The following is a 26,958-nucleotide window of genomic DNA, read 5'->3' as shown; positions in this document are numbered from 1 at the left end:
TGCAAGGGGGTGCGCGCCCCGGAGTTCGGGCGGAAAGCTCGGAGCTTTCCCCTCCTGAGCGCGAATCAAAACCCAGTGTGACGCAGATCACCACCGAAGTGCTCTTCTCCGCAACTCCGGCCGCTTGATAGACATGGGCCCCGCTCTCTTCGCGGCGTCCCCCGCACCACCCTCGCACCACCTGGAACGCCCGTGCCCTCGCACACCCCCGCGCCGCCCGCCGCCCGGCCGCTCGTCGCCCTCTTCACCGCCGGTTACGTCGCTCCGTACCTGCTCCCGACCGTCGTCGGCCGCCTCGACGCGCACCTCCCGCTGAGTCCCGCGCAGGCCGGCCTGATCGGCTCGGTCCTGCTGCTCGGCTCCGCCGCCGCCGGGTTCGCCCTCGCCTCGCGGATCCCCCGCCACGGGCCCCGCCCGCTGGCCCGGCTCGGGCTGCTGCTCGCCGTCGCGGGCTACGGCACGGCCGCCGCGACCAGCCTGCTCCCGCTCGTCGTCGCGGGCGCGGTCGTCGGGGGCTTCGGCTCCGGTACCGCCACCGCCGTGGCCGCGTCCGGGATCGCCGCGCAGCGGGACCCGCACCGCACCTCCGCGCTCGGCCTGCTCTCGGTGTCGGCCACCGCCGGGGCGCTGTACCTGACCCTGCCGCGGCTCGGCGGCGGACACTCGCTGCCGTTCACGGCCATCGCCCTGGTCGCCGCGCTGGTGTGGCCGGCGACGGGCCGGCTCGGCGGGCCCGCCGACCGGGGTCCCGCCGTACGGGCCCGCGGGCGGCTGCCGTACCCGCGCGCCGGGGCGGTGCTGGCCGGCGCGCTGATGCTGTGGTCGCTGGCCCAGAACGCCCTGTGGGGAGTCAGCGGCCGCATCGGCGCCCAGCAGGCGGGCCTGTCCGAGGTCACCCTGGGCATCGTCTTCGCCGCGGCCCTCGGCGCGGGCCTGCTCGGGGTCACGGCCGCCTCCGCGCTCGGCGCCCGGCTCGGCCGGGCGGTGCCGATCGGGGCGGGTACGGTGCTCATCGCGTGCTGCGTGGTGCTGTCCTCCAGCGCCCGCGACCTCGCCGGCTTCGCCGCCGGGGAGATCCTGTGGAACGCGCTCTACCCGATCGTCCTCTCGTACGCCATCGGCCTCGCGGCCGCCCTGGACCCGCGCGGGCGGTGGGCCGTGCTGGCCGGCTCCGCGTCCTCCCTCGGGGTGGCGTGCGGGCCCGTCACCGGGAGCCTGCTCGCCGAGGGCGCGGGGTTCCCGGGCATGGGCCTGGCGCTGGGCGGACTGCTGCTGGCGGTGGCCGGCCCGATGGCGGCGGTCGCGCTGCGCATCCCCTCCCCCGGCGCGCCGCTGCGCCGGACTCCGTCCGCCGGGTGCCGGTCGGGAGCGCCGGGTCCACTGCGCGGAGCCGTCCCCCTACCCGCCCTTCCACCATTCCCCGGGCCCTGCCCGGACCCCGGTCCACAAGCACCGGACGGGCCGGACGCGACACCGGGCGCCGCACCGGCCTGCGCCTCGAACACCGGCGGAGCTGAGGTCGCCGAGCGGCGGCATCAGCCGGAATCCAGCCTCGCCGGCGTTTGAGGCGCGCGGGTCCGGGGGCGGGCCCCCGGCAGCCGCGCCGCAGCGCGCACTCGGGGGCGGGCCGCGCCGGGGCGGCCGGGCGGGGCCGCGCCGTCAGAGCCGCTTCGGCAGCGCGACGCGGGTCAGATCCGCCGCGATCGTCAGCTCGCCCTCGAACCCGGCGGCCCGCGCCTCGCGTTCGAACTCCGACGGGTCGGTGTACCGCTGCGAGAAGTGCGTCAGCACCAGGTGCCGGACACCCGCCTCGCGCGCGACCCCGGCGGCCTGGCCCGCCGTGAGGTGCCCGTGGTCCGTCGCCAGCTGGACATCCGCGTCGAGGAACGTCGACTCGATCACCAGCATGTCGCAGCCCTCCGCGAGCTCGTCCACGCCCGCGCAGAGCCGGGTGTCCATGACGAAGGCGAACCGCTGCCCCGGCTTCGGCTCGCTGACGTCCTCCAGCGTGACCCCGTCCAGCCGCCCCTCGCGCTGGATCCGGCCCACGTCCGGCCCCTTGATGCCGTGCCGCGCGAGCAGCTCCGGCAGTATCCGGCGCCCGTCGGGCTCGGTGATCCGGTAGCCGAAGGACTCCACCGGGTGCGAGAGCCTGCGGGCCTCCAGGACGTACGAGTCCCCGCGCGCCAGTACCCCGCCCTCGGCCACCGGCGCCTCGGCCAGTTCCACGGTCTCGCGGTAGGCCGTGGCGTACCGCAGCCGGTCGAAGAACCGCTGCCCGGAAGCCGGGTAGTGCGCGGTGACGGGGTGCGGGACCCGGTCGAGGTTGATGCGCTGGATCACCCCGGCGAGGCCGAGGCTGTGGTCACCGTGGAAGTGGGTGACGCAGATCCGGTTGATGTCGTGCGCGGCCACCCCGGCCCTGAGCATCTGGCGCTGGGTGCCCTCGCCGGGGTCGAAGAGGATGCCCTCGCCGTCCCAGCGCAGCAGGTAGCCGTTGTGGTTGCGGTGGCGGGTGGGCACCTGGCTGGCGGTGCCCAGCACCACGAACTCGCGTACGGACACGTCTTATCCGGGGGGCCACTGGAGGCCGCGGCCCCCGAGGACGTGCGCGTGGGCGTGGAAGACGGTCTGGCCGGCGCCGGCGCCGGTGTTGAACACGACCCGGTAGCCGTGGTCGTCGACCTTCTCGTCGGCGGCGACCTGCCCGGCCTCGCGCAGCAGGTCCGCGGCGATGGCCGGCTCGGCGGCGGCGAGGGTGGCGGCGTCGGGGTAGTGCACCTTCGGGATGACGAGCACGTGGGACGGCGCCTGCGGGTTGATGTCCCGGAAGGCGACGGTCGTCTCGGTCTCCCGGACGACGGTCGCCGGGATGTCCCCTGTGACGATCTTGCAGAACAGGCAGTCGGCCTGCGGTTCCCCGGCCATGGCTGAGCCTTCCGATGACGTTGGCGTGGACGTTGGCGTGACGTTGATCAGCCCGGGCATCGTATCCGGCAACCCGTCAGGACCGGCCGCCCGTCAGGACCAGCGCCCCGTCCGCGCCAGCAGGACCGCCGCCGCCGCCGTCCCGGCCGTGGAGGTGCGCAGGACCGAGCGGCCCAGGCGGTACGGATGCGCCCCGGCCGCCGCGAAGGCCGCGAGCTCGTCCGGGGAGACCCCGCCCTCGGGGCCCACGACCAGCACGATGGAGCCCGTGGCGGGCAGTTCCGCCGTGGCCAGGGCGCCCGAGGGGGCGTCGCGGTCCTCGTGCAGCACCACCGCCAGGTCGGCCTCCGCGAGCAGCGCCGCCACCTGCTTCGTGGACAGCGCCTCGGCCACCTCCGGGAAGCGCACCCGGCGGGACTGCTTGCCCGCCTCCCGGGCCGTGGCCCGCCACTTGGCCAGGGACTTGGCGCCCCGGTCGCCGCGCCACTGGGTGATGCAGCGCGAGGCCTGCCAGGGGACGATCGCGTCCACGCCGGTCTCGGTCATCGTCTCGACGGCGACCTCCCCGCGGTCCCCCTTGGGGAGGGCCTGGACGACGGTGATCCGGACGGCCGGCTCCGCCTCCTCGAAGACCCCGGACACCGACACGACCAGCCGGTCCTTGCCCTCCGCCGCCTTCACCACGGCCTCGGCCCACCGGCCGCGGCCGTCCGCGAGGACCACTTCCTCACCGGGGTTCAGCCGCTTCACGGACACCGCGTGCCGGCCTTCGGGACCGTCCAGGACGAACTCCGGTCCCCCGGGGACCTCTTCGACCACGAACACGGGGGCGGTCATGACGCACTCCTCATCTGCCTTGCCTTCAACGCACTCTCGGCCTGCGCGACTTCCGCCGCCAGGACCTCCACCAGCTCCCCCGCGGGCAGCGCCCGCGCCAGCCGGTGGCCCTGACCCGCCCACAGGGCCATGCCCTGCGGGTCCCCGGCCGCCGCGGCGGCCTTGCGCAGCGGCGAGGTCAGGTGGTGGATCTGCGGGTACGCGGCCGGGGCGTAGGGCCCGTGCTCGCGCATGAACCGGTTCACGAGCCCGCGGGCCGGCCGTCCGGAGAAGGCCCGGGTCAGCTCGGTGCGGACGAACAGCGGGTCGGTCAGCGCCTTCTTGTGCAGCGGGTCCGCACCGGACTCCGGGCACGCCAGGAACGCCGTGCCGAGCTGCGCCGCCTCGGCGCCCGCCGCGAGCAGCGCGGCGATCTGCGAGCCGCGCATCAGTCCGCCGGCGGCGATGAGCGGGAGGCCCACGGCTTCCCGTACCTGGGCCACCAGCGCGAGCAGGCCGACGCTCGCCGTGCCGTCGGCCTGGGGGTCGTCGCGGTGGGTCCCCTGGTGGCCGCCGGCCTCGGTGCCCTGGACGCAGAGCGCGTCGGCGCCCGCCGCCTGTGCGGCGCGGGCCTCCTCGACCGAGGTCACGGTGACGACCGTGTACGTACCGACCTTGCGCAGGCAGTCGAAGGCTGCGGGCGGGGGGCAGCCGAAGGTGAAGGAGACCACCGGGACGGGGTCCTCGATGAGGATGGCGAGTTTGGCGTCGTATCCATCGTCGCTGGTGCCGAGGATCTCCTCCTCGGCGAGGGAGATCGAGTACCAGCTGGCCTCTCCGGCGAGCTGCCCGCGGTACGCCTCCACGGCGGCCGGGTCGACGTAACCGGTCTGCGGCATGAAGAGGTTGACGCCGAACGGGCGCCGGGTGAGCGCGCGCAGCTGTTTGATCTCCTGGTACATGCCGTCGGCGGTCTTGTAGCCGCCGGCGAGGAAGCCCAGCCCGCCCGCCTCGCACACGGCGGCGGCGAGCGGAGGGCAGGAGGCGCCGCCTGCCATGGGAGCCTGCACGATCGGATACGGGGAGAGACCGTTCGGTGCGGAGGACATGGTCTGCATCGTGCCATGTCCCGCTCACGGGACCGAATCACGGCATTCGCCTGGCATAGTCCGCTTACCTCCGGTCTTGAGGGAAGCCCGAGGGGAGCCCCGTGGAGGCACGGAGGAAGCACGAAGCCCGGTCCGGGGGGATCCCCGGACCGGGCTCGTACGTGTTCTCGCGGGCCGGTCAGCGGCCGTTGAACGCGTCCTTCAGACGGCTGAACAGACCCTGCTGGCCGGGCGCGAACTGGCCCGTCGGCCGCTCCTCGCCGCGCAGCTTCGCGAGCTGGCGCAGCAGGTCCTCCTGCTGGGGGTCCAGCTTTCCGGGGGTGGTGACCTCGACGTGGACGATGAGGTCGCCCCGGCCGCCGCCGCGCAGGTGCGTGACACCGCGCCCGTGCAGCGGGATCGCCTGCCCGGACTGGGTCCCGGGCCGGATGTCGATCTCCTCCAGGCCGTCCAGCGTCTCCAGCGGACACTTGGTGCCCAGGGCCGCGGCCGTCATGGGGATGGTGACGGTGCAGTGCAGGTCGTCCCCGCGCCGCTGGAAGGTCGGGTGCGGCAGCTCGTGGATCTCGACGTACAGGTCGCCGGCGGGGCCGCCGCCGGGGCCGACCTCGCCCTCGCCCGCGAGCTGGATGCGGGTGCCGTTCTCGACGCCCGCGGGGATCTTGACCGTCAGGCTGCGGCGGGAGCGGACCCGGCCGTCGCCCGCGCACTCGGGGCACGGGGTGGGGACGACGGTGCCGAAGCCCTGGCACTGGGGGCAGGGGCGCGAGGTCATGACCTGGCCCAGGAAGGACCGGGTGACCTGCGAGACCTCACCGCGGCCGCGGCACATGTCACACGTCTGCGCCGAGGTGCCGGGGGCGGCACCCTCGCCGGAGCAGGTGGTGCAGACGACGGCCGTGTCGACCTGGATGTCCTTGGTGGTGCCGAAGGCGGCCTCGTCCAGTTCCAGGTCGAGGCGGATCATGGCGTCCTGGCCGCGGCGGGTGCGCGAGCGCGGTCCGCGCTGCGAGGCCTGGCCGAAGAAGGCGTCCATGATGTCGGAGAAGTTGCCGAAGCCACCCGCTCCGAAGCCGCCCGCGCCGCCGCCGCCCGAGGAGGACAGCGGGTCGCCGCCGAGGTCGTAGACCTGCTTCTTCTGCGGGTCCGAGAGCACCTCGTAGGCCGCGTTGATCTCCTTGAAGCGCTCCTGCGTCTTCGGGTCCGGATTCACATCCGGGTGGAGTTCACGCGCGAGGCGGCGGAAGGCCTTCTTGATCTCGTCCTGCGATGCGTCGCGGCGCACGCCGAGTACGGCGTAGTAGTCCGTGGCCACTTACGACTCCGCCAGGATCTGTCCGACGTAACGTGCCACTGCGCGTACCGCTCCCATCGTTCCGGGGTAGTCCATGCGGGTCGGTCCGACCACGCCGAGTTTGGCGACTGCTTCGCCGCCCGAACCGTAGCCGACCGAGACGACCGACGTGGAGTTCAGTCCCTCGTAGGCATTCTCATGCCCGATCCGTACGGCCATTCCCGACTCATTGGCCTCGCCCAGCAGCTTGAGGAGCACGACCTGCTCCTCCAGCGCTTCGAGCACCGGCCTGATCGTCAGGGGAAAATCGTGTCCGAAGCGGGTGAGATTGGCGGTTCCACCGATCATCAGCCGTTCTTCGGCTTCCTCCACGAGCGTTTCGAGGAGGGTGGCGAGGACGGCCTTGACCGTCGCCCTGTCCTCCGCCTCGAACGACTCCGGGAGGTCCTGCACCAGCGGCGGCACGTCCGTGAACCGGCGGCCGACGACCCGGCTGTTGAGCCGCGCCCGCAGATCGGCGAGCGACTGCTCGCCGAAGGGGGTCTGGCAGTCGACCAGCCGCTGCTCGACCCGGCCGGTGTCCGTGATCAGCACGAGCATCAGGCGCGCGGGTGCGAGCGAGAGCAGCTCGACGTGCCGGACCGTGGAGCGGGTCAGGCTCGGGTACTGGACGACGGCGACCTGCCGGGTCAGCTGCGCGAGCAGCCGTACGGTGCGGCCGACCACGTCGTCGAGGTCGACCGCGCCGTCGAGGAAGTTCTGGATGGCGCGGCGCTCGGGCGACGACAGGGGCTTGACGCCCGCCAGCTTGTCGACGAAGAGCCGGTAGCCCTTGTCGGTGGGGATCCGGCCGGCGCTGGTGTGGGGCTGGGCGATGTAGCCCTCCTCCTCCAGCACGGCCATGTCGTTGCGCACGGTCGCGGGCGACACGCCGAGCCGGTGGCGCTCGGTGAGCGCTTTGGAGCCGACCGGCTCCTCCGTCCCGACGTAGTCCTGGACGATGGCGCGCAGCACTTCGAGTCTGCGTTCGCTGAGCATCGCGCGCACACCTCCAGCTGTGGTCCGTTGCCGTGTGAAGCTCGGTCGTTGGCACTCTGGGCGTTCGAGTGCCAGAGATCCCCCGCTCAGTGTACGGCCGGGTAGTCAGACCCTGGCAAGGGTGGCCCGTCACGGTAGCGTCGCGGCATGGACGTGCATTGGGAAGAGGCGGGCTGGGAACGGCTGACCGGACGGGCCGGACGGCGCCGTCTCCCGGTGTGGGACTGCACGGTGGGGCTGGTGGTGGGGGACGAGTCGGTACTCCTGATCGACCCCGGATCGTCCGTGCGGGAGGGCTCGCAGGTGCGGGCCGAGGCGGAGCTGCTGACCGGTCGGCGCGTGACCCATATCGCATTCACCCACGGACATTTCGACCACGTGATGGGCGGGGCCGCCTTCGCGGGGGCCGAGTTCTACGGGCCGGTCGGCCTGGACGCCCTGCTGTCGAGCGGCCACGGCCGCGACGAGCTGCGGGCGGACGCGGTACGCCACGGGCTGGCGCCGGACCTGGCCGCCGAGGCCGCGGACCTGCTGGTGGCCCCGGGGCACCTGGTCTCGGGCGAGTGGACGCTGGAGCTCGGCGGGGTGCAGGTGCTGCTCGCGAACGTGGGCCCCGGCCACACCCGCCACGATCTCGCGGTGTTCGTCCCGGGCTCCCGGGAGGTGGTGTTCTGCGGGGACCTGGCGGAGGAGTCGGGCGAGCCCTCGGCGGGCCCCGACGCGGTGCCCGGGCAGTGGCCCGCGGCCCTGGACCGGCTGCTGTCGCTGGGCGGGGACGACGCGCTGTACGTGCCGGGTCACGGAGCGGTGGTCACCGCGGCTTTTGTCCGTGCGCAACGCGACACACTGGCACAGCGGTTCGGCGTGTCGGAGGCGTGAGCGCGGCGCCTCTCCTACCCTCGGCCGGATGCGCGAGTACTCCCCCGACCTGACCCCGCAGTGGAAGCGCCCCAAGGCCGTGCCCGAGGTGGCCGCCGAGCCCGACCTGGTGGTCGAGGTGGCGGGTACGGACTTCTGCGGCGCGGTGGTGGCGTGCGAGGCCGGCACGGTGACCCTGGAGGACCGCTTCGGCAAGCGGCGGGTGTTCCCGCTGGAGCCGCGGGGCTTCCTGCTGGACGGCGCGGTGGTGACGCTGACGCGCCCGCCGCGGGGCCCGGCCGCCCCGGCCCGCACGGCCTCGGGGTCGATCGCCGTCCCGGGGGCGCGGGCCCGGGTGGCGAGGGCGGGCCGGATCTACGTCGAGGGCCGCCACGACGCCGAGCTGGTGGAGCGGGTCTGGGGCGACGACCTGCGGATCGAGGGCGTGGTGGTGGAGTACCTGGAGGGCATCGACGACCTCCCGGCCATCGTGGCCGACTTCGCCCCGGCCGCGGACGCCCGGCTGGGCATCCTGGTGGACCACCTGGTGCCGGGCTCGAAGGAATCGCGCATCGCGGCCTCGGTGACCTCGCCGCACGTGCTGGTGGCGGGCCACCCGTACGTGGACGTCTGGCAGGCGGTGAAGCCGTCCGCGCTGGGCATCGGGGCCTGGCCGGTGGTCCCCCGCGGCCAGGACTGGAAGACGGGCATCTGCCGCGCCCTGGGCTGGCCGGAGAACACGGGCGCCGCGTGGCAGCACATCCTGTCCCGCGTGACGTCCTACAAGGACCTGGAACCGACCCTCCTGGGCCGCGTGGAGGAGCTGATCGACTTCGTCACGGTCGACGGCCCCGCCTGACCGCGGCCCCGCACCCCGGGGCGGGGGATCAGTCCACCAGGTCCCGGACCACCGCGTCGGCCAGCAGGCGCCCGCGCAGGGTCAGCACGGCGCGTCCCGCCTCGTACGGGCCCGCCTCCAGCAGGCCGTCCGCCAGGGCCCGGCGGGACGCCGCCAGGCCGGCCGGGGCCAGCAGGGACAGCGGTACGCCGTCCACCAGCCGCAGCTCCAGCAGGATCCGCTCCACGCGCCGGTCCTCCTGCGACAGGAGCTCCCGCCCGGCGCCGGGGGACCGCCCCTCCGCGAGCGCGGCGGCGTACGCGCCGGGGTGCTTCACGTTCCACCAGCGCACCCCGCCGACGTGCGAGTGCGCCCCCGGGCCGGCGCCCCACCAGTCGGCGCCGCGCCAGTACAGCTCGTTGTGCAGGCAGCGCCCGGCCTCGTTCACGGCCCAGTTCGACACCTCGTACCAGGAGTACCCGGCCTCGGCCATCACCGAGTCCGCGATCAGGTACCGGTCCGCGTGCACGTCGTCGTCCGTCATCGGGACCTCGCCGCGGCGGATCCGCCGGGCCAGCTGGGTGCCCTCCTCGACGATCAGGGCGTAGGCGCTGATGTGGTCGGGCCCCGCGCCCAGCGCGGCGGACAGCGACGCGCGCCAGTCCTCGTCCGACTCCCCCGGCGTCCCGTAGATCAGGTCCAGGTTCACGTGCTCGAAGCCCGCCGCCCGGGCCTCCGCGACGCACGCCTCGGGCCGCCCGGGCGTGTGCGTGCGGTCCAGCACCTTCAGGACGTGCTGCTTCGCGCTCTGCATGCCGAAGGAGATCCGGTTGAAGCCGCCGGCCCGCAGCTCGGCGAGGTACTGCGGGTTCACGGACTCCGGGTTGGCCTCGGTGGTGACCTCGGCGTCCTCCGCGAGACCGAACTCGTCCCGGATGGCCGCGAGCATGCGTACGAGGTCCGCGGCCGGCAGCAGCGTCGGCGTACCGCCGCCCACGAAGACCGTCCGTACGGCCCTCGGGTCGTCGCCGAGCACCTTGCGGGCCAGGCGGACCTCGTCGATCAGGGTGTCGGCGTAGTTCTCCCGCGAGGCGAGCACGCCGCCCGTGCCGCGCAGCTCGGTCGCCGTGTAGGTGTTGAAGTCGCAGTACCCGCAGCGCGTGGCGCAGTACGGGACGTGCAGGTAGAAGCCGAGCGGCCGCTCCCCGGCTCCCGCCAGGGCATGCGACGGCAGCGAGCCGTCTTCGGGCATGGGTTCACCGTCGGGCAGTGCGGAAGGCATGCGCCCATTGTCCCGCACTGCCCCATGGTCGTTTACGCCCCTGGCCTGGCCCCGGGCCAGACAGCCCCTAGGCCTCCCGCGAGCCCTCGTACATCTCCTCGATGAGGTGCTTGAACTCACGCTCGACGACCGGGCGCTTCAGCTTCAGGCTCGGGGTGAGGTCCCCGTGCTCGACGTCGAGGTCGCGCGGGAGCAGCCGGAACTTCTTGACCGTCTGCCACTTCTGCAGGCCCTCGTTCAGGGTCTGGACGTACGTCTCGATCATGCGGTTGGTCTCCGGCGCGGCCAGCACCTGGGCGTACGTCTTGCCCTCCAGCCCGACCTCGGCGGCCCAGGTGAGGATGGACGGCTCGTCGAGGGCGATCAGGGCCGAGCAGAAGTTCCGGTCGGCGCCGTGCACGACGATGGTCGACACGTACGGGCAGATCGCCTTGAACTGGCCCTCGATCTCCGCCGGGGCGACGTACTTGCCGTTCGAGGTCTTGATCAGGTCCTTCTTGCGGTCGGTGATCCGCAGGTAGCCGTCGGGCGACAGCTCGCCGATGTCACCGGTGTGCAGCCAGCCGTCGGACTCCAGGACCTCGGCGGTCTTCTCCGGCTGCTGGTGGTAGCCCTGCATGATGCCGGGGCCGCGCAGCAGGACCTCGCCGTCGTCGGCGATGCGGACCTCGGTGCCGGGGAGCGGCTTGCCGACGGTGCCGGTGCGGTAGGCCTCGCCCGGGTTGACGAAGGAGGCCGCGCTGGACTCCGTCAGGCCGTAGCCCTCCAGGATGTGGATGCCGGCTCCGGAGAAGAAGTAGCCGATCTCGGGCGCCAGGGCGGAGGCGCCGGATACGGCGGCGCGCAGGTTGCCGCCGAAGGCCTCGCGGAGCTTGGAGTAGACCAGCGTGTCGGCGATCTTGTGCTTGGTGGCGAGGCCGAAGGGCGCGGTCGCCCGGCCGGTGCGGCGGAAGTTGTCCTGGGTGACCTTGGCGTACTCGCGGGCGACGCCGACCGACCACTGGAAGATCTTGTACTTGGCGCCGCCGCCGGCCCGGGCCTTGGCCGCGACTCCGTTGTAGACCTTCTCGAAGATGCGCGGAACGGCCGCCATGTACGTCGGCTGGACGACCGGCAGGTTCTCGATGATCTTGTCGATCCGGCCGTCGACGGCCGTGACGTGCCCGACCTCGATCTGCCCGGAGGTCAGCACCTTGCCGAAGACGTGGGCCAGCGGCAGCCACAGGTACTGGACGTCGTCCTTGGTGATCAGGCCGGTGGCCACGGTGGCCTTGGCCATGTACGACCAGTTGTCGTGCGGGAGGCGGACGCCCTTGGGACGGCCCGTGGTGCCGGAGGTGTAGATGAGGGTGGCGAGCTGGTCGGCGGTGATGGCCGCGATCCGCTCCTTGACCGCCTCGGGGTGCTTGGCGAGGTACTCCTTGCCGCGCGCCTCCAGGTCGGCGAGCGAGAGCACCCAGCCCTCCGGGTCGCCCTCGGCGGCGACCGCGTCGGCGGCCTCCACCACGACCACGTGGGCGAGGTTCGGCAGCTCGGCCCGGCGCTCGCGGGCCTTCGCCAGCTGGGCGCCGTCCTCGGCGATGAGCACCCGGCTCTCGGAGTCCGCGAGGATGAACGCCGACTCCTCGGCGTTGGTGCTCGGGTAGATCGTGGTGACGGCGCCGCCCGCGCACATCACGCCGAGGTCGGCGAGGATCCACTCGACCCGGGTGTTGGAGGCGAGTGCGACCCGCTCCTCGGGGCGCAGGCCGAGGTCGATCAGTCCGGCCGCGGCGGCGAAGACGCGCTCGGCGGCCTGTCCCCAGCTGAGCGACTTCCAGTCGTCGGGGCCCTGGCCGCCGGCGGCGGGTACCGGGAAGCGGTAGGCCTCGCCGTTGGGCGTGGCGGCGACACGCTCCAGGAAGAGGGTCGCCACAGTGGGCGGGCGGTTCTCGATCAAGGTCTGTGTGTCGCTCACGGACGTCCTCCGGACCACGCGGCAGGGCCTGTCAATGCAGGGGGCTGACTGGCTGGGGTGGCTGAGTCAGGGTGGCTGAGTCAGGGCTTGTAACTGGCGAGTAACCAACGAGCAGTGATCAGACTAGGGGCCCTCCGCCTGGTGCGTAAGGGCCCACGTGCGGCCGATTCATAACGAAACAAGCCCCCGCGCCGGAGCGCGGGGGCTTGTTCGTACGCAGCGGGCCGGGTGGGCCTACTTCTTCTTGCCGCCGGAGTCGTCGCTGGACAGGACGGCGATGAAGGCCTCCTGCGGGACCTCCACGGAGCCGACCATCTTCATCCGCTTCTTGCCTTCCTTCTGCTTCTCCAGCAGCTTCCGCTTACGGGAGATGTCACCGCCGTAGCACTTGGCGAGGACGTCCTTGCGGATGGCGCGGATGGTCTCGCGGGCGATGACGCGCGAGCCGATCGCGGCCTGGATCGGCACCTCGAAGGCCTGCCGCGGGATGAGCTCGCGGAGCTTGGCGACCAGGCGCACGCCGTAGGCGTAGGCGGCGTCCTTGTGCGTGACGGCGGAGAAGGCGTCGACCTTGTCGCCGTGCAGCAGGATGTCGACCTTGACCAGGCTCGCGGACTGCTCGCCGGTGGGCTCGTAGTCGAGCGAGGCGTAGCCGCGCGTCTTGGACTTCAGCTGGTCGAAGAAGTCGAAGACGATCTCCGCGAGGGGCAGGGTGTAGCGGATCTCGACCCGGTCCTCGGAGAGGTAGTCCATGCCCAGCAGGGTGCCGCGGCGCTGCTGGCAGAGCTCCATGATCGCGCCGATGAACTCGGTCGGGGCGAGCACGGTGGCCCGTACGACCGGCTCGAACACGTCCGAGATCTTGCCCTCGGGGAACTCGCTCGGGTTGGTGACCGTGACTTCCTTGCCGTCCTCCAGGACGACGCGGTAGACCACGTTCGGCGCGGTGGCGATCAGGTCGAGCCCGAACTCGCGCTCCAGGCGCTCGCGGACCACGTCCAGGTGGAGCAGGCCGAGGAAGCCGACGCGGAAGCCGAAGCCGAGCGCCGCGGAGGTCTCCGGCTCGTAGACGAGCGCGGCGTCGTTGAGCTGGAGCTTGTCCAGGGCCTCGCGCAGGTCGGGGTAGTCCGAGCCGTCGAGCGGGTACAGGCCCGAGAAGACCATCGGCCTCGGGTCCTTGTAGCCGCCGAGGGCCTCGGTCGCGCCGTTGTGCAGGCTGGTGATGGTGTCACCGACCTTGGACTGCCGGACGTCCTTCACGCCGGTGATGATGTAGCCCACCTCGCCGACGCCGATGCCGTCGGAGGGGGTCATCTCCGGGGAGGAGACACCGATCTCCAGCAGCTCGTGGGTGGCGCCGGTGGACATCATCCGGATGCGCTCGCGCTTGTTGAGCTGGCCGTCGACCACACGGACGTACGTCACGACGCCGCGGTACGAGTCGTAGACCGAGTCGAAGATCATCGCGCGGGCGGGGGCGTCCTTGACGCCGACCGGGGCCGGAACGGTGGCGACGACCTTGTCGAGCAGCGCGTCCACGCCGAGACCGGTCTTCGCCGAGACGCGCAGGACGTCCTCGGGCTGGCAGCCGACCAGGTTCGCCAGCTCCTCGGCGAACTTCTCCGGCTGGGCGGCCGGCAGGTCGATCTTGTTCAGGACCGGGACGATCGCGAGGTCGTTCTCCATCGCCAGGTACAGGTTGGCGAGGGTCTGCGCCTCGATGCCCTGGGCGGCGTCCACCAGGAGGACGGTGCCCTCGCACGCGGCGAGGGAGCGCGAGACCTCGTAGGTGAAGTCGACGTGCCCAGGGGTGTCGATCATGTTGAGGATGTGGGTCTTGCCCTGGCCCTCGCCCGCGGTCGGCGACCATGGCAGTCGGACGGCCTGGGACTTGATCGTGATGCCGCGCTCACGCTCGATGTCCATGCGGTCGAGGTACTGGGCACGCATCTGCCGCTGGTCGACCACACCGGTGAGCTGGAGCATCCGGTCGGCAAGGGTCGACTTGCCGTGGTCGATGTGCGCGATGATGCAGAAATTGCGGATCAGCGCCGGGTCGGTACGGCTCGGCTCGGGCACGTGGCTGGGGATCGCGGGCACGCAGTGTCCTGATTCTCGGTCGCAGTCGGAGCTCGGAACGGAGTCTGAGCACTCCCATCGTCCCATGGACGGGGCAGTGAGGTCGGTTTGGGCCGGTCGGAGCGCGCCTGGTAGCCTGAGCAGCTGTGCCTCGTATGCCCTCTAGCTTCCGGGGCACAATCCGAAGATCAACCTCTGAACCTGAAAAGGCTCTTTCGTGGCGAACATCAAGTCCCAGATCAAGCGGAACAAGACGAACGAGAAGGCGCGCCTGCGCAACAAGGCCGTCAAGTCTTCGCTCAAGACCGCGATCCGCAAGGCCCGTGAGGCTGTCCTCGCCGGTGACGTCGAGAAGGCCACCGTGGCTTCCCGCGCCGCCGCGCGTGCGCTCGACAAGGCTGTCTCGAAGGGTGTCATCCACAAGAACGCCGCCGCCAACAAGAAGTCGGCGCTGGCCACCAAGGTTGCCACCCTCCAGGGCTGAGCTCCCTGATGTGATCGCCGGAAGGGACCCAGTGGGCCCTCTCTCCCGCTCCTGACCGGCACCCCGCTCCGCACACGAAGCGTTCGCCACGCGGGTGCGGCGCAACCAGAAGTAACCGAAGGCCCCGGCCCCCACCCTTCCCCAGGGCGGCGACCGGGGCCTTCGCGCATTCCCACCAGGCGCCACCAGGAGCGCCCGCGGCGCACAGCCGCCCCGCCCGCGGGACCCCGCCGGGTACCCCGGCCGCGGGACCCCGCCGCAGGCCCGGGCCACGGGACCTGCCGACGAGGCCCCGCCGAGAGCCCGGGCCGCCGAGGGGACCCGCTGGCGGGGCCCTGCCCAGAGCCCCGCCAGCGGCCCCTCGCCGGCCCGCGACGCCGGCACCGCGGGCCCGGCAGGGTCCGTGGGAGCCGGCCGTGACCACGAGTCGGCCGGGCCCGCGGCATCTGGTTCCGTGCAAAGCGAGGCGGCAGGCCGCGCCGGGCACACTCGGGCGCCCCGGCAGCGCAGCCGACGCGGCGCCCGGCGCCACAGGCACGGCAGAATCCGCAAGAGCCGGCCTCGCTCCGTGACCGCGAACCGGGCCACGAGGCCCTTCGCCCGGGCGCACGGCCTCTGGAGCCGTGCAAGACGAGACGGCGGGCAGCCCCGCGCACCGGGCGCACTCGGGCGTCCCAACAACGCAGCCAGCGCAGCGGCCGGCGCCGCAGGCACGTCAGGAGCCGGCCTCGTGCCGTGACCGCGAACCGGGCCACGAGCCCCGTCGGGCGGGCCCGCCGCGTCTGGTGCCGTGCACGGCGAGGCGGAGGGCCGCTCCGCGCACTGAGCTCACTCGGGCATCCCGACAACGCGGCGCCCGGCGCCGCAGGCGTCGCAAAAGCCGGCCTCGTACCGTGACCGCGGCATCCGGAGCCATGCAGGGCAAGGCGGCAGGCCGCACCGGGCACAGTCGGGCGCCCCGGCAGCGCGGCCGACGCGGCGCCCGCCACCGCAGGCCTCGTGCCGTGACCGCGAACCGGGCCACGAGCACCGTCGGCCGGGCCCGCCGCGTCTGGTGCCGTGCACGGCGAGGCGGAGGGCCGCTCCGCGCAGCGGGCGCGCTCGGGCATCCCGAGAAACGCGGCCGGCGCGGTGCCCGGCGCCGCAGGGGACGGCTAGTGCCGCGTCAGGCAACGGCCGGGAGCGGCGGCCGGCGCGGTGCAGCGCACGGCGGAGGGCCGCGGCTCCTACCGGACGTGCTTGCGCGGTCCCACAACGCGGCGAGGCGCCGTGCCGGGCCTGGCAGCCCGGTGGACCTCGCCGGTAACGGCGCTAGGGAGTGTCGTCAAAGTGGCGTCGGCCGCCCGAAGGGCGGGGCCGGCCCCGCCGGCCAGACGGGACTTTGACGACACGACCTAGCGGCGCTGCTGGGGGCGGGCCGCGCGGGCTACCGCCACTACGGCCTTCTCCAGGGCGTACTCGGGGTCGTCGCCGCCGCCCTTGACGCCCGCGTCGGCCGCGGCGACGGCGCGCAGCGCGTCCGCGACGCCGTCCGCCGACCAGCCGCGCATCTGCTGGCGGACCCGGTCGATCTTCCACGGCGGCATGCCCAGGTCCCGGGCGAGGTCGCCGGGGCGGGCCCCGCGGGGGGCGGAGGCCAGCTTGCCGATCGCCCGCACCGCCTGGGCCAGGGCGCTGGTGATCAGGACCGGCGCCACCCCGGTGGACAGCGACCAGCGCAGGGCCTCCAGGGCCTCGGCCGCGCGGCCCTCCACCGCCCGGTCGGCGACCGTGAAGCTGGAGGCCTCGGCCCGGCCGGTGTAGTAGCGGCCCACCACGGCCTCGTCGATGGTGCCCTCGACGTCCGCGCACAGCTGCGCGGCCGCGCTCGCCAGCTCGCGCAGGTCGCTGCCGATCGCGTCCACCAGCGTCTGGCAGGCCTCCGGCGTCGCCGACCGGCCCAGCGTGCGGAACTCGCCCCGGACGAACGCCAGCCGGTCCGCCGGCTTCGTCATCTTCGGGCAGGCGACCTCGCGGGCACCCGCCTTCCGCGCCGCGTCCAGCAGGCCCTTGCCCTTCACGCCGCCGGCGTGGAGGAGGACGAGGCTGATCTCCTCGAACGGCGCCGCGATGTACGCCTTGACCTCCTTGACCGTGTCCGCGGACAGGTCCTGCGCATTGCGCACGACCAGGACCTTGCGCTCGGAGAAGAGCGAGGGACTCGTCAGCTCGGCCAACGTGCCGGGCTGGAGCTGCTCGGAGGCGAGGTCGCGCAGGTCCGTATCGGGATCGGCGGCGCGGGCTGCCGCCACCACCTCCCGTACGGCACGGTCGAGCAGCAGGTCCTCCTGCCCCACCGCGAGGGTGAGCGGAGCGAGCGGATCGTCGGTGGAATTCTTCCTGGTGGCCATCGGCTCCAGCATCCCACGCCGTACTGACAGTCCCCCGCGCCCCGGCCCCCTCCGAGCGATACCCGAGAATGGTCGGGTGAACGTGCGACATGTACTGGTGCTGCCCGACCGCGACGCCGCCGAGGAGGTGGCACAGGAGGCCGTGGACCGCTTCGGCCTCCCCGAGGAGCCGCAGTTGGTCCGCGACGCCCTGGCCGGCGAGGACGACGCCGAGGACGCCCAGTGGCTGGTCGTCGTCGAGGATCCCAAGGACCGGCTCGACGCGGCCGCGCTGGACGACCTCGCCGCCGAGTACGACGGCTGGCTCGAAGCGCCGTAGGCCCGACCCGGCGCGCCTCAGGCCTTGTGGACGATCTGGACGTCCAGCGACACTTCCACGCTCGAACCGATGGCCGCGACGCCGTGCGCCAGCATCGACTGCCAGTTCAGGGCGAAGTCCTCGCGGTGCAGCTCGGCCGTCGCCCGACAGGCCGCCCGCGGTTCGCCCTCCAGGCCCGTGCCGAGGCCCAGGTACTGGGTGTCCAGGGTGACCGAGCGGCTGACTCCGCGCAGGGTGAGGGCTCCCGCGACGGCCCACAGGCTGCCGCTGCGGTGGATGAAGCGCTCGCTGTAGAACTCCACCGTCGGGTAGCGGGCCGCGTCCAGGAAGTCCCCGGAGCGCAGGTGGTCGTCCCGCATCGACAGACCGGTGTCGATGCTCGCCGCGTCGATGATCACGTGCATGGAGGAGTCCTCCATGCGCTCGGCTATCCGCACCGCGCCCGCGAAGGTGTTGAACCGGCCGTTGATCCGCGCGAAGCCGATGTGCCGGGCCGCGAACCCGATCGACGAATGCGCCGGGTCGAGCTCCCAGTGGCCGGGCTGCGGGAGCAGCGGCGGCTCGACCGCGTCGAGGATGATCTCCGCGGTTCCGGCCTGCGCCGGGTCCCCTACGAGCGTCGCCCCGAGGAACGGCGCGTACCCCTCGGCGGTGACGGTCAGCCGGTACTCCCCCTCCGGCACGGCCGCCGTGAATCCGCCGAACGGGTCGGTCTCCCCGCTGACGATCCGTCGGCCGATCGGGTCGGTCACCTCGAACTTGGCCTGCCGCACCGGCTGGTGGACCGTGTCGAGAACCCGGCAGCTGAGCAGGCGTGCCGCATGAGGAAGCGTCAGCGTCGCGGATGTGTGTGGACTGGAGCTCCCCGCCGTCTCCATCCCCCGTCTGCGACCGAACATGGTTGATGCACCCCCGTGCTGTGTGGACTTGGACCGCTCTGGCGAAAACGCATTCGATCATGCTGTCGGGTTGTGGGCAAACAGAGCCGTCACGTCCGGAATGCCCGCGCCGCGTCCGCCGCCGGACGGCCGGGAACGCCCGCATCCCCGAGCCGCTTCCCGCGACGGCGATCGAGCCGTCGGTGTCGGTGCGCAACACGGTCGCCCCAAGGGCCCGCAGCCGTGAGAGCGTACCCGGTGCCGGGTGCCCGTAGCGGTTTCCCGATCCGACGGGGACGATCGCGAGGCGCGGCCGGATCCGCTCCAGCAGACCGGGGTCCTGGTGCGCCGAACCGTGGTGGGCGACCTTGAGGAGGTCCACCGGGCCCAGTTCCGGATGGTCCCTCAGCAGGGCCTGCTGGGCCGGTGGTTCGAGGTCGCCCAGCAGGAGCAGGGTCAGGCCCGCGGAGCGCACCAGCAGGGCCACGCTCGCGTTGTTGGCCCCCTCGGGCGGCGGGCCCGCGGGTGGCGGCCACAGCACCTGCCACTCCAGCGGCCCGGCCCGGCGCCGCTCCCCCGCCACCGCGGGTACGACGGCCACCCCGGCGGCCGCGGCGGTCCGCCGGACGAACTCGGCCTGCCCCGGCGGCTCTTCCAGCCCGGTGGTCTGCATCACACCCACCGACCGGCCCCGCAGTACGCCCGACAGGCCGCCCACGTGATCGGCATGAAAATGTGTCAGCAGTAACAGTGGGATTCGAGTCACACCCAGGGTGCGCAGACACGCGTCGACCGGTCCTGGCTCCGGGCCGGCGTCCACGACCACGGCCGCGCCCGGCCCGGCCGCGAGTACGGCGGCGTCCCCCTGGCCCACCGCGCACTGCACGTAGCTCCAGTCGGGCGGCGGCCAGCCCCTGACCGTACGTGTGAGCAGTGGCGGCCTCAGTACCGCGAGGAGCAGCAGCGCGGCGAGGGCGGAGCACAGCCACCGCTTGCGGCCGCAGTGGCGGCCGAGGCCCACCGCGGCCAGGGTGGCGGCGCCCAGCAGCAACCCGCCGCCCACCCCGCCGGGCCACGCCAGCTCGGCCCCCGGCAGCCGCGCCCCGGCCCGGGCCACGGCGGCGATCCACCCGGCGGGCACCCCCGCGCACCAGGCCAGCAGCTCCGCCGCCGGCATCCACAGCGGGGCCGCCGCCAGCGCGGCGAAGCCGAGCACCGTCGCCGGACCCGCCGCAAGCTCCGCCAGTAGGTTGCACGGCACCGCCACCAGGCTCACCCGGGCCGACAACACCGCGACCACCGGCGCACACACCGCCTGGGCGGCCGCGGCGGCCCCCAGCGCCTCGGCGAGCCGGGGCCGCATCCCGCGCCGCCGCAGGGCCTCGCTCCACACCGGGCCGATGGTGAGCAGGGCTCCGGTGGCCAGGACGGAGAGCAGGAACCCGTAGCTGCGGGCCAGCCAGGGGTCGTAGAGCACCAGCAGCAGAACGGCGGCCGCCAGCGCCGGTACCAGGGATCTGCGCCGCCCGGTGGCGATGGCGAGCAGGGTGACCGCCCCGCAGGCCGCTGCCCGCAGCACGCTCGGCTCGGGCCGGCACACCACCACGAAGGCCAGTGTCAGGGCCGCCCCGCACACGGCCGTCGTCCGCAGCGAGAGCCCGAGGCGGGGTGCCAGCCCGCGCCGCTCGGCGAGCTGTGCGCTGGCCGGGGGCCCGATGAGCAGGAACAGCACCACGGTCAGGTTGGATCCGGAGACGGCCAGCAGGTGCAGCAGATCGGTGGCCCGGAAGGCATCGTGCAGATCGGGCTGCACCCGGGAGGTGTCCCCGACGACCAGCCCGGGCAGCAGGGCCCTGGCATCCGGCGCCAGCCCGTCGGTGGCCTCGCGCAGCCCGGCCCGCAGCCGCCCGGCCAGGCGCTGCGCGGCGTCGGGGCCGCCGGTCACCCGCGGCGGGGTGTCGCCGGCCGGGCGGAGCAGCGCCACGGCCCGCTCACCGCCCCGCGCCGGGGCGAGCCGGCCGACCACCGACACCCGGGTCGAGGGCAGCAGCCGGGCCCACCCCGGGTGCCCCGCGAGCACCCGCACCGGAGTCTCGACCCGGCTCCGCGCACCATCGGGGGCGGTCACCCGGGTCACCACCGCGTCGAGCACCACGGCAGGCGGCCCGCTCCCGCCCGGCACGACCCGCGGGTCGGAGCCGACGGTGAGCTCCACGAGCACCCGGGCGTGCCCCCGGGCCAGCTCCGGCACCGGCCCGGCCCGAGCCTCGGCCCGCTGGAGTCCCGCCACCCCGGCCCCGGCGGCCGCACACAGCAGGGCGGTGGCCACCGCCGTGCCGACGCCGAGCAGCGGCTCCGGACGCCTGCGCCCGGCCAGCACCAGCAGCCCGGCGCTGACCACGCCCAGCCCCGCCCCGACCGCGGTGGGGCCGCCGGGCGCATCGAGGGCGAGGGCGGCCGCCGCCCAGGCGGCCAGGGCCGGCGCCACCAGGCGCAGGTCCGCGGGGCGCGGCGTACCCTCGGCCCGGCTCACGGCCGCACCAGCTTGCGCAGATCGGCGAACCGTCGCTCACCGATGCCGTTGACCTGCCGGAGCTCGTCCACGGAGCGGAACCCGCCACGGGCGGTGCGGAAGTCCACGATGTGCTGCGCGAGCACCGGGCCGACCCCGGGCAGGCGGTCCAACTGCTCGGCCGTGGCCGTGCCCAGGCTCAGCGGCCCGGCACCCTGCCCGCCCGCGCCACCCACCACACCACCCGCCGAACCCCCCGCCGGCGGTGCCGGAGCGCCGACCAGCACCTGCTCTCCGTCCACCAGCACCCGGGCCAGGTTGAGCCCGGTCGTGTCCGTACCGGGGCGCACTCCCCCGGCCGCGCTCAGCGCGTCCTCCACCCGCGAACCGGCGGGCAGCCGCCGCACCCCCGGCTCACGCACCTTGCCGCCGACGTCCACCACGATCCGTACGCCACCGGCGGCCGACGCGGCTACTGGTGCCGCCGCCGGCACCGAGGCCGCGACCGGCGCCGGGACGACCACCGCCGGCGCGGGCACCGACTGGGGACGGGCCGACCAGTACTGTTGCGCGGCGCAGCCCACCGCCACGACCAGCACCGCGGAGACGGCGGCCACCGTGCGCGGCTCCACCCCGCAGCGCGCCTGCAACCACACCGGCAGCCGCTCCCGCACCGCCAGCCGCCGCGCGGCTCCACCGGTCAAGGTCTGCCCGTCGGCCGCCGCCTCCTCCCCCGAACCCGAAGGCAGCACCGGAGCAGGAGGGGGCAGGAGCCCGGAAGACCACGGCGGCGCGGAAGAAGGTGGTGGAACCGAAGACGGTGGCGGTGGCGGTGGCGGAACCGAAGACGACGGAGGAGCCGAAGAAGACGGCAACGGCGGACCGCTGCCGCCGAGCAGCGCTTCCGCCCGTCGGCGCACCGCCGCCTGCTCGGAAGGATGCCGCCGGTGACCGCGCTCGCCACGGCGGCGGCGCAGACGGCTGTCGGAGAGTCGGGGACGGCCGGGGCCACTGGTGGCGCCGGAGGGCTGTGAAGCGCGCGTTCGAAGAGTCATGCCACGACGGTAGGACCGAACCGGAAACCCCGTTCGGAACCCTCAATTCCGGTGGACATCCGCCCCGTTGTGGATAACCCCGCCACTCGTTCCGGTGATCAGCGGGGCGAGACGACCGCCGCCAGCAGCCCCGGCCCGGTGTGCGCACCGATCACCGCGCCGACCTCGCTGACATGCATCTCGACCAGTCCGGGGATCCGCTCCCGGAGCCGCTGCGCGAGCTTCTCGGCCCGCTCCGGAGCCGCCAGGTGGTGCACGGCCACATCGACGGCGCCGGACCCGGCACGCTCGACGGCCAGCTCCTCCAGACGCGCGATGGCCTTGGAGGCGGTCCGCACCTTCTCCAGCATCTCGATCCGTCCTCCCTCCAGGGTCAGCAGCGGCTTGACCGCCAGCGCCGAGCCGAGGAGGGCCTGCGCGGCCCCGATGCGACCGCCGCGGCGCAGGTACTCAAGCGTGTCGACGTAGAAGTACGCGGACATGCCCGCCGCCCGCTTCTCCGCGGCGGCCACCGCCTCGTCCATGGAACCGTCGGCCTCGGACACCTCGGCCGCGGCCAGGGCGCAGAAGCCGAGGGCCATCGCGACCATGCCGGTGTCGACGACGCGGACGGGAATCGGGGCGGTCTTCGCGGCAAGCACGGCGGCGTCGTAGGTACCGGAGAACTCGGAGGACAGGTGCAGGCTGACGACACCGGTCGCGCCCGCGTCGGCGGCCGCCTGGTAGGCCCGGACGAACTCCTCCGGGCTCGGGCGGGAGGTGGTGACCGAACGGCGCTTCTGCAGGGCCAGGGCGAGGCTGCGGGCCGAGATCTCGGTGCCCTCTTCGAGGGCCTCGTCACCGAGCACCACGGTCAGCGGGACGGAGGTGATTCCGTGCCGCGTCATGGCCGGTTGGGGCAGGTAGGCCGTGGAATCGGTGACGATCGCGACATGGCGGGACATGAGCCGGAGGGTACCGCCAGTGGGGGTGGTCCGGCAGCTCGGGACCCTTGTCAGCCCCCGGCCGGACCCTCACCGGGCCCGTCGGAACCTCATCGGCCCCGCCCACGGGCCCTCAGGTCGTCGTCTCCGGACGGGCCGTCTTCTGCCACGGGTACGGCGAGGCCGCGGGCGCCTGGTGCAGCGCCGCCGGCTCCGCGGGCTGCTGCTGCGGTGTTCCGCGGCCGGGCCCGGCGGGAGGCGTCGCGCCCCAGTCGCCGCCCGAGGCGGCCGCCGAGAGGTCGTCGACCGATGCGCGGGACCAGTCCCGCAGCGCGCCCGACTCGACCTCGATCTGATCCGACAGCGCCGACAGGTCGTCCTGCGCGAAGCGCCGGGCCCGGTCGCGCGCGGCCCAGCGCAGCGAGTCCGCAGCCTGCGTGATCTTCTCGGTGCGCTCCCGCAGGTCCGCCAGGCTCTCGGCGATCCGCTTGCGGTCCGGCTCCTGCTCCAGCCGCTTGAGCTCGTCGTCCAGCTCGCGTCCGTGCACGCTCAACCGCTCGAAAAGCCCGATCGACTCCTTGAGCGAGGCGTCCGTCCGGACCCCGTCCTGCAGCGCCTGCTGCGTGGCCCGCATCGAGGTCCGCAGGTCCAGCCGCAGCTGCGCCAGCGCCGCCGTGACCCCGACCTGGCCGAAGCTCTTGGCCTTGAGGGTGGTGTCCTCCACGGTGCGGCGGGCCTGGGTGATCGTCCGGTCCACACCGCGCTTCGCCGCTCCCACCACCTTGACGGTCGCATACACGCCCAGGCCCAGGAAGGTGAAAAGCACCATCAGCGCGAAGATGATCAACGCGGCCTCCATGAGTGTCCCTTCCCCAGTCCCCAGCGAGCCATTGTCCGTCCCCTCCACCGTAAACGCCACGGGCAGGCCAAGGGTTCCAAACGAACCCCCAACCTGCCCGTACGGGATGTCCCCTACACGTCAACGGCTACACATCGACGACGTCAGACGACGATGTTCACCAGCTTCGGCGCGCGCACGATCACCTTGCGGATCTCCGCACCACCCAGCGCCGCCACGACCGCCTCGTCGCCCAGCGCCAGCTTCTCCAGGTCCCCCTCGGAGATCGTCGGCGCCACCTCCAGCCGCGCCTTGACCTTGCCCTTGATCTGCACCACGCAGGTCACGGTCTCGTCCACGACGTACGCCGGGTCCGCGACCGGGAAGTCCTGGTGGACGACCGACTCGCGGTGCCCCAGCCGGCTCCACAGCTCCTCCGCGATGTGCGGGGCCAGCGGCGCGATCAGCAGCACCAGCCGCTCCGCGACGGACCGCTCCAGCGGCCGGCCCGCCTTCGTCAGGGCGTTGTTCAGCTCGGTGATCTTCGCGATGGCGGTGTTGAACCGCAGCCCCGCCAGGTCCGCACCGGCCCCGTCGATCGCCTTGTGCAGCGCGCGCAGGGTCGCCTCGTCCGGCTCGCCGTCCACGACGGTGACGGCGCCCGTCTCCTCGTCCACGATGTTGCGCCACAGGCGCTGCAGCAGCCGGTACTGGCCCACCACGGCCCGGGTGTCCCACGGACGCGAGACGTCCAGCGGGCCCATCGCCATCTCGTACAGGCGCAGCGTGTCCGCGCCGTACTCCTCGCAGATCTCGTCCGGCGTGACGGCGTTCTTCAGGGACTTGCCCATCTTGCCGTGCTCACGCTTGACCGGCTGGTCCTGGTAGAAGTACCCGCCGTCGCGCTCCTCGACCTCGGCCGCGGGCACGTAGACACCGCGCGCGTCGGTGTAGGCGTACGCCTGGATCATGCCCTGGTTGAACAGCTTGTGGAACGGCTCCGCCGAGGAGACGTGGCCCAGGTCGAACAGCACCTTCGACCAGAAGCGGGCGTACAGCAGGTGCAGCACCGCGTGCTCGGCGCCGCCCACGTACAGGTCGACGCCGCCGTGCGGAGCGCCCTCGCGCGGGCCCATCCAGTACTGCTCGATCTCCGGGTCCACCAGGGCCGAGGAGTTGTTCGGGTCCAGGTAGCGCAGCTCGTACCAGCAGGAGCCGGCCCAGTTGGGCATGGTGTTGGTCTCGCGGCGGAAGGAGCGCACACCCCGGCCGTCGCCCAGGTCCAGCTCCACGTTCACCCACTCGCCGTTGCGCGACAGCGGGGTCTCGGGCTGCGACGCGGCGTCGTCCGGCTCGAAGGTGCGCGGCGAGTAGTCCTCGACCTCCGGCAGCTCCAGCGGCAGCATCGACTCGGGCAGCGAGTGCGCGACGCCGTCCTCGTCGTAGACGATCGGGAAGGGCTCGCCCCAGTACCGCTGGCGGCTGAACAGCCAGTCGCGCAGGCGGAAGTTGACGGTGCCCTCGCCGATGCCGCGCTCGGACAGCCAGTCGGTGATCGCGGCCTTGGCCTCGACGACGCCCAGGCCGTCCAGGGAGATGCCCTCGCCGGCCGAGTTGACCAGCGCGGCGTCGTGGGAGACGAACGCTTCGTCCCACTCGGCGGGGTCGGTCCCGCGGCCGTCGGTCGGCTGCACGACGCAGCGCATCGGCAGCTCGAAGGCGCGCGCGAACTCGAAGTCGCGGCTGTCGTGCGCCGGGACGGCCATGATCGCGCCGGTGCCGTAGCCCATCAGCACGTAGTCGGCGATGAAGACGGGGACCTTGTCGCCGCTGACCGGGTTGATCGCGTACTCGCCGGTGAAGACACCGGTCTTGTCCTTGGCCTCGGCCTGCCGCTCGACGTCGGACTTCGAGGCGGCCTGCTTGCGGTAGGCCGCGACGGCCTCCGCCGGGGTGGCGTGCCCGCCGGTCCACACGTCGTGGGTGCCCTCGGGCCAGGCGGCCGGGATGAACTTCTCGACCAGCGGGTGCTCGGGCGCCAGCACCATGTAGGTGGCGCCGAACAGGGTGTCGGGGCGGGTGGTGAAGACGGTGATCGCCTCGTCGCCCAGCGCGAAGTCGACGCGCGCGCCCTCGCTGCGGCCGATCCAGTTGCGCTGCTGCAGCTTGATGGCCTCGGGCCAGTCCAGCGCGTCCAGGTCGTCGATCAGCCGGTCGGCGTATGCGGTGATCCGCATGTTCCACTGGCTCAGCCGGGACTTGAAGACGGGGAAGTTGCCGCGCTCGGAGCGACCGTCGGCGGTGACCTCCTCGTTGGCCAGGACGGTGCCCAGGCCCGGGCACCAGTTCACGGGCGCGTCGGAGGCGTACGCCAGCCGGTACTCGTTCAGTACGTCGGCCCGCTCGCCCGCGGTCAGACCCGCCCAGGCAGCGCCCCCGGGCACCTCACGGGAGCCGTCCTCGAAGGCGGCGATCAGCTCGGCGATCGGCCGGGCCTTCTTGGCGTCCGCGTCGTACCAGGAGTTGTAGATCTGCAGGAAGATCCACTGGGTCCACTTGTAGTAGTCCGGGTCGATCGTCGCGAAGGACCGGCGCTTGTCGTGGCCCAGGCCCAGCCGGCGCAGCTGGACCTTCATGTTCTCGATGTTCGCCTCGGTCGACACGCGCGGGTGCGTGCCGGTCTGCACGGCGTACTGCTCGGCCGGCAGGCCGAAGGCGTCGAAGCCCAGGGTGTGCAGGACGTTGTGGCCGGTCATCCGCTGGTGGCGGGCGAAGACGTCGGTGGCGATGTACCCGAGCGGGTGGCCGACGTGCAGGCCCGCACCGGAGGGGTACGGGAACATGTCCATGATGAACTTCTTGGGCCGTGCGACCACCGCGGGGTCGCCGGCCAGGTCACCGGACGGGTTCGGGGCCTCGTACGTGCCCTGCTCGTCCCATACGTCCTGCCAGCGTGCCTCGATGTCGGCGGCCATGGCAGCCGTGTAACGGTGCGCCTCGGCCGCCTCGGGGGCCGGGGTGTTCGTCTCGCTCATGATTTCTGAAGCTCCATCGATCGTCTCTGCCGTCTCTGCCTGCCCAAACGAAAAAACCCCTCGCACAGGAGGGGGCGCCGCGCCGATGCCGACCGTCTCGTGGGTCGGTGCTGATCAGCGCGGCTCGGTAAGCAGAAGGCGTACGGCACGCATGGCGTCAGGGTACCGCAGCACCCGTGACGCCCGCTCGGACGACCGCACAACGAGAAGCGGGGGGGGCGGGGCGGGGGGGGGGGGGTTTTCGTTTTTGGGTGAAGGGAGCTGCGAGCCTTGCCGCCCTTCTCTTCCTCCGAGATCTCGTCCACTGCAATGTAAACATCTTTTT

General features: G+C 73.1%; 20 protein-coding genes and 1 pseudogene. 5 read left to right on the top strand and 16 right to left on the bottom strand.

Annotation, left to right across the window (positions count from 1 at the left end; genetic code table 11):
• The first annotated feature begins 192 nt into the window (after positions 1-192).
• Complete coding sequence (locus tag ACZ7GJ_RS08875; protein ID WP_470750457.1) at positions 193-1,566, top strand: MFS transporter; 1,374 nt, start codon at positions 193-195, stop codon at positions 1,564-1,566.
• Between the two features lie 93 nt (positions 1,567-1,659).
• Here the strand turns inward: ACZ7GJ_RS08875 and ACZ7GJ_RS08870 are convergent, their stop codons facing one another.
• The 6 genes from ACZ7GJ_RS08870 to hrcA form a co-directional block, all read right to left on the bottom strand.
• On the bottom strand, positions 1,660-2,565 hold the full coding sequence (locus ACZ7GJ_RS08870; RefSeq protein WP_470750456.1) for a ribonuclease Z: 906 nt from the start codon (positions 2,563-2,565) through the stop codon (positions 1,660-1,662).
• Positions 2,566-2,568: 3 nt separating this feature from the next.
• Positions 2,569-2,928 (bottom strand): histidine triad nucleotide-binding protein, encoded by a 360-nt coding sequence (locus tag ACZ7GJ_RS08865; RefSeq protein WP_470750455.1) that lies wholly within the window; start codon positions 2,926-2,928, stop codon positions 2,569-2,571.
• A 93-nt stretch (positions 2,929-3,021) separates the two neighbouring features.
• On the bottom strand, positions 3,022-3,765 hold the full coding sequence (locus ACZ7GJ_RS08860) for a 16S rRNA (uracil(1498)-N(3))-methyltransferase (RefSeq protein ID WP_470750454.1): 744 nt from the start codon (positions 3,763-3,765) through the stop codon (positions 3,022-3,024).
• On the bottom strand, positions 3,762-4,853 hold the full coding sequence (locus ACZ7GJ_RS08855) for a nitronate monooxygenase (RefSeq protein WP_470750453.1): 1,092 nt from the start codon (positions 4,851-4,853) through the stop codon (positions 3,762-3,764). Before ACZ7GJ_RS08855 ends, ACZ7GJ_RS08860 begins: the two co-directional genes overlap by 4 nt.
• 178 nt (positions 4,854-5,031) lie before the next feature.
• Entirely contained in the window at positions 5,032-6,168 is a 1,137-nt protein-coding gene (dnaJ, locus tag ACZ7GJ_RS08850; protein WP_470750452.1) for a molecular chaperone DnaJ, read from the bottom strand.
• Complete coding sequence (hrcA, locus tag ACZ7GJ_RS08845; protein WP_393818952.1) at positions 6,169-7,185, bottom strand: heat-inducible transcriptional repressor HrcA; 1,017 nt, start codon at positions 7,183-7,185, stop codon at positions 6,169-6,171. It abuts the gene before it with no gap.
• A 147-nt stretch (positions 7,186-7,332) separates the two neighbouring features.
• Between hrcA and ACZ7GJ_RS08840 the strand changes: the two genes are divergently transcribed.
• Both ACZ7GJ_RS08840 and ACZ7GJ_RS08835 read left to right on the top strand, forming a co-directional pair.
• Positions 7,333-8,064: an MBL fold metallo-hydrolase gene (locus tag ACZ7GJ_RS08840; protein WP_470750451.1), complete on the top strand. Its 732-nt coding sequence runs from the start codon at positions 7,333-7,335 to the stop codon at positions 8,062-8,064.
• Positions 8,065-8,092: 28 nt separating this feature from the next.
• Positions 8,093-8,902 carry a DUF3097 domain-containing protein gene (locus ACZ7GJ_RS08835; RefSeq protein WP_470750450.1) on the top strand — a complete coding sequence of 270 codons (810 nt, stop codon included), beginning with the start codon at positions 8,093-8,095 and terminating at the stop codon, positions 8,900-8,902.
• A 28-nt stretch (positions 8,903-8,930) separates the two neighbouring features.
• Here ACZ7GJ_RS08835 and hemW read toward each other — a convergent pair whose 3' ends face one another.
• The 3 genes from hemW to lepA all read right to left on the bottom strand — a co-directional run bounded on the left by hemW (position 8,931) and on the right by lepA (position 14,220).
• Complete coding sequence (hemW, locus tag ACZ7GJ_RS08830) at positions 8,931-10,163, bottom strand: radical SAM family heme chaperone HemW (RefSeq protein ID WP_470750449.1); 1,233 nt, start codon at positions 10,161-10,163, stop codon at positions 8,931-8,933.
• Between the two features lie 67 nt (positions 10,164-10,230).
• Entirely contained in the window at positions 10,231-12,120 is a 1,890-nt protein-coding gene (locus tag ACZ7GJ_RS08825) for an AMP-dependent synthetase/ligase (RefSeq protein WP_365924553.1), read from the bottom strand.
• A 234-nt stretch (positions 12,121-12,354) separates the two neighbouring features.
• Positions 12,355-14,220 (bottom strand): translation elongation factor 4, encoded by a 1,866-nt coding sequence (gene lepA / locus ACZ7GJ_RS08820; protein ID WP_470750448.1) that lies wholly within the window; start codon positions 14,218-14,220, stop codon positions 12,355-12,357.
• A 196-nt stretch (positions 14,221-14,416) separates the two neighbouring features.
• On the opposite strand from lepA, the gene rpsT reads away from it, so the two are divergent.
• Positions 14,417-14,683, top strand: coding sequence for a 30S ribosomal protein S20 (gene rpsT / locus ACZ7GJ_RS08815; protein ID WP_266838956.1), 267 nt, complete (start codon positions 14,417-14,419; stop codon positions 14,681-14,683).
• Positions 14,684-16,077: 1,394 nt separating this feature from the next.
• Here rpsT and holA read toward each other — a convergent pair.
• On the bottom strand, positions 16,078-17,073 hold the full coding sequence (gene holA, locus ACZ7GJ_RS08810) for a DNA polymerase III subunit delta (RefSeq protein WP_393817484.1): 996 nt from the start codon (positions 17,071-17,073) through the stop codon (positions 16,078-16,080).
• Positions 17,074-17,149: 76 nt separating this feature from the next.
• On the opposite strand from holA, the gene ACZ7GJ_RS08805 reads away from it, so the two are divergent.
• Positions 17,150-17,392 (top strand): hypothetical protein, encoded by a 243-nt coding sequence (locus ACZ7GJ_RS08805; protein ID WP_470750447.1) that lies wholly within the window; start codon positions 17,150-17,152, stop codon positions 17,390-17,392.
• Between the two features lie 17 nt (positions 17,393-17,409).
• Here the strand turns inward: ACZ7GJ_RS08805 and ACZ7GJ_RS08800 are convergent, their stop codons facing one another.
• The 6 genes and pseudogenes from ACZ7GJ_RS08800 to leuS all read right to left on the bottom strand — a co-directional run bounded on the left by ACZ7GJ_RS08800 (position 17,410) and on the right by leuS (position 26,633).
• Positions 17,410-18,291 carry a YceI family protein gene (locus ACZ7GJ_RS08800; protein WP_470750446.1) on the bottom strand — a complete coding sequence of 294 codons (882 nt, stop codon included), beginning with the start codon at positions 18,289-18,291 and terminating at the stop codon, positions 17,410-17,412.
• 136 nt (positions 18,292-18,427) lie between these two features.
• Positions 18,428-20,803: pseudogene (locus tag ACZ7GJ_RS08795) on the bottom strand (ComEC/Rec2 family competence protein); the annotation flags it as partial.
• On the bottom strand, positions 20,800-21,534 hold the full coding sequence (locus ACZ7GJ_RS08790; protein WP_470750445.1) for a ComEA family DNA-binding protein: 735 nt from the start codon (positions 21,532-21,534) through the stop codon (positions 20,800-20,802). The gene ACZ7GJ_RS08790 and the pseudogene ACZ7GJ_RS08795, both read right to left, overlap by 4 nt.
• Before the next feature lie 401 nt (positions 21,535-21,935).
• Entirely contained in the window at positions 21,936-22,781 is an 846-nt protein-coding gene (locus tag ACZ7GJ_RS08785) for a DegV family protein (protein ID WP_470750444.1), read from the bottom strand.
• Between the two features lie 112 nt (positions 22,782-22,893).
• Positions 22,894-23,619, bottom strand: coding sequence for a hypothetical protein (locus tag ACZ7GJ_RS08780; RefSeq protein ID WP_470750443.1), 726 nt, complete (start codon positions 23,617-23,619; stop codon positions 22,894-22,896).
• Between the two features lie 143 nt (positions 23,620-23,762).
• On the bottom strand, positions 23,763-26,633 hold the full coding sequence (gene leuS, locus ACZ7GJ_RS08775; protein WP_470750442.1) for a leucine--tRNA ligase: 2,871 nt from the start codon (positions 26,631-26,633) through the stop codon (positions 23,763-23,765).
• Between the last annotated feature and the right edge of the window lie 325 nt (positions 26,634-26,958).

Source organism: Streptomyces sp. NPDC037242, assembly GCF_055604165.1.
This window is presented reverse-complemented; position numbering and strand designations above follow the sequence as displayed.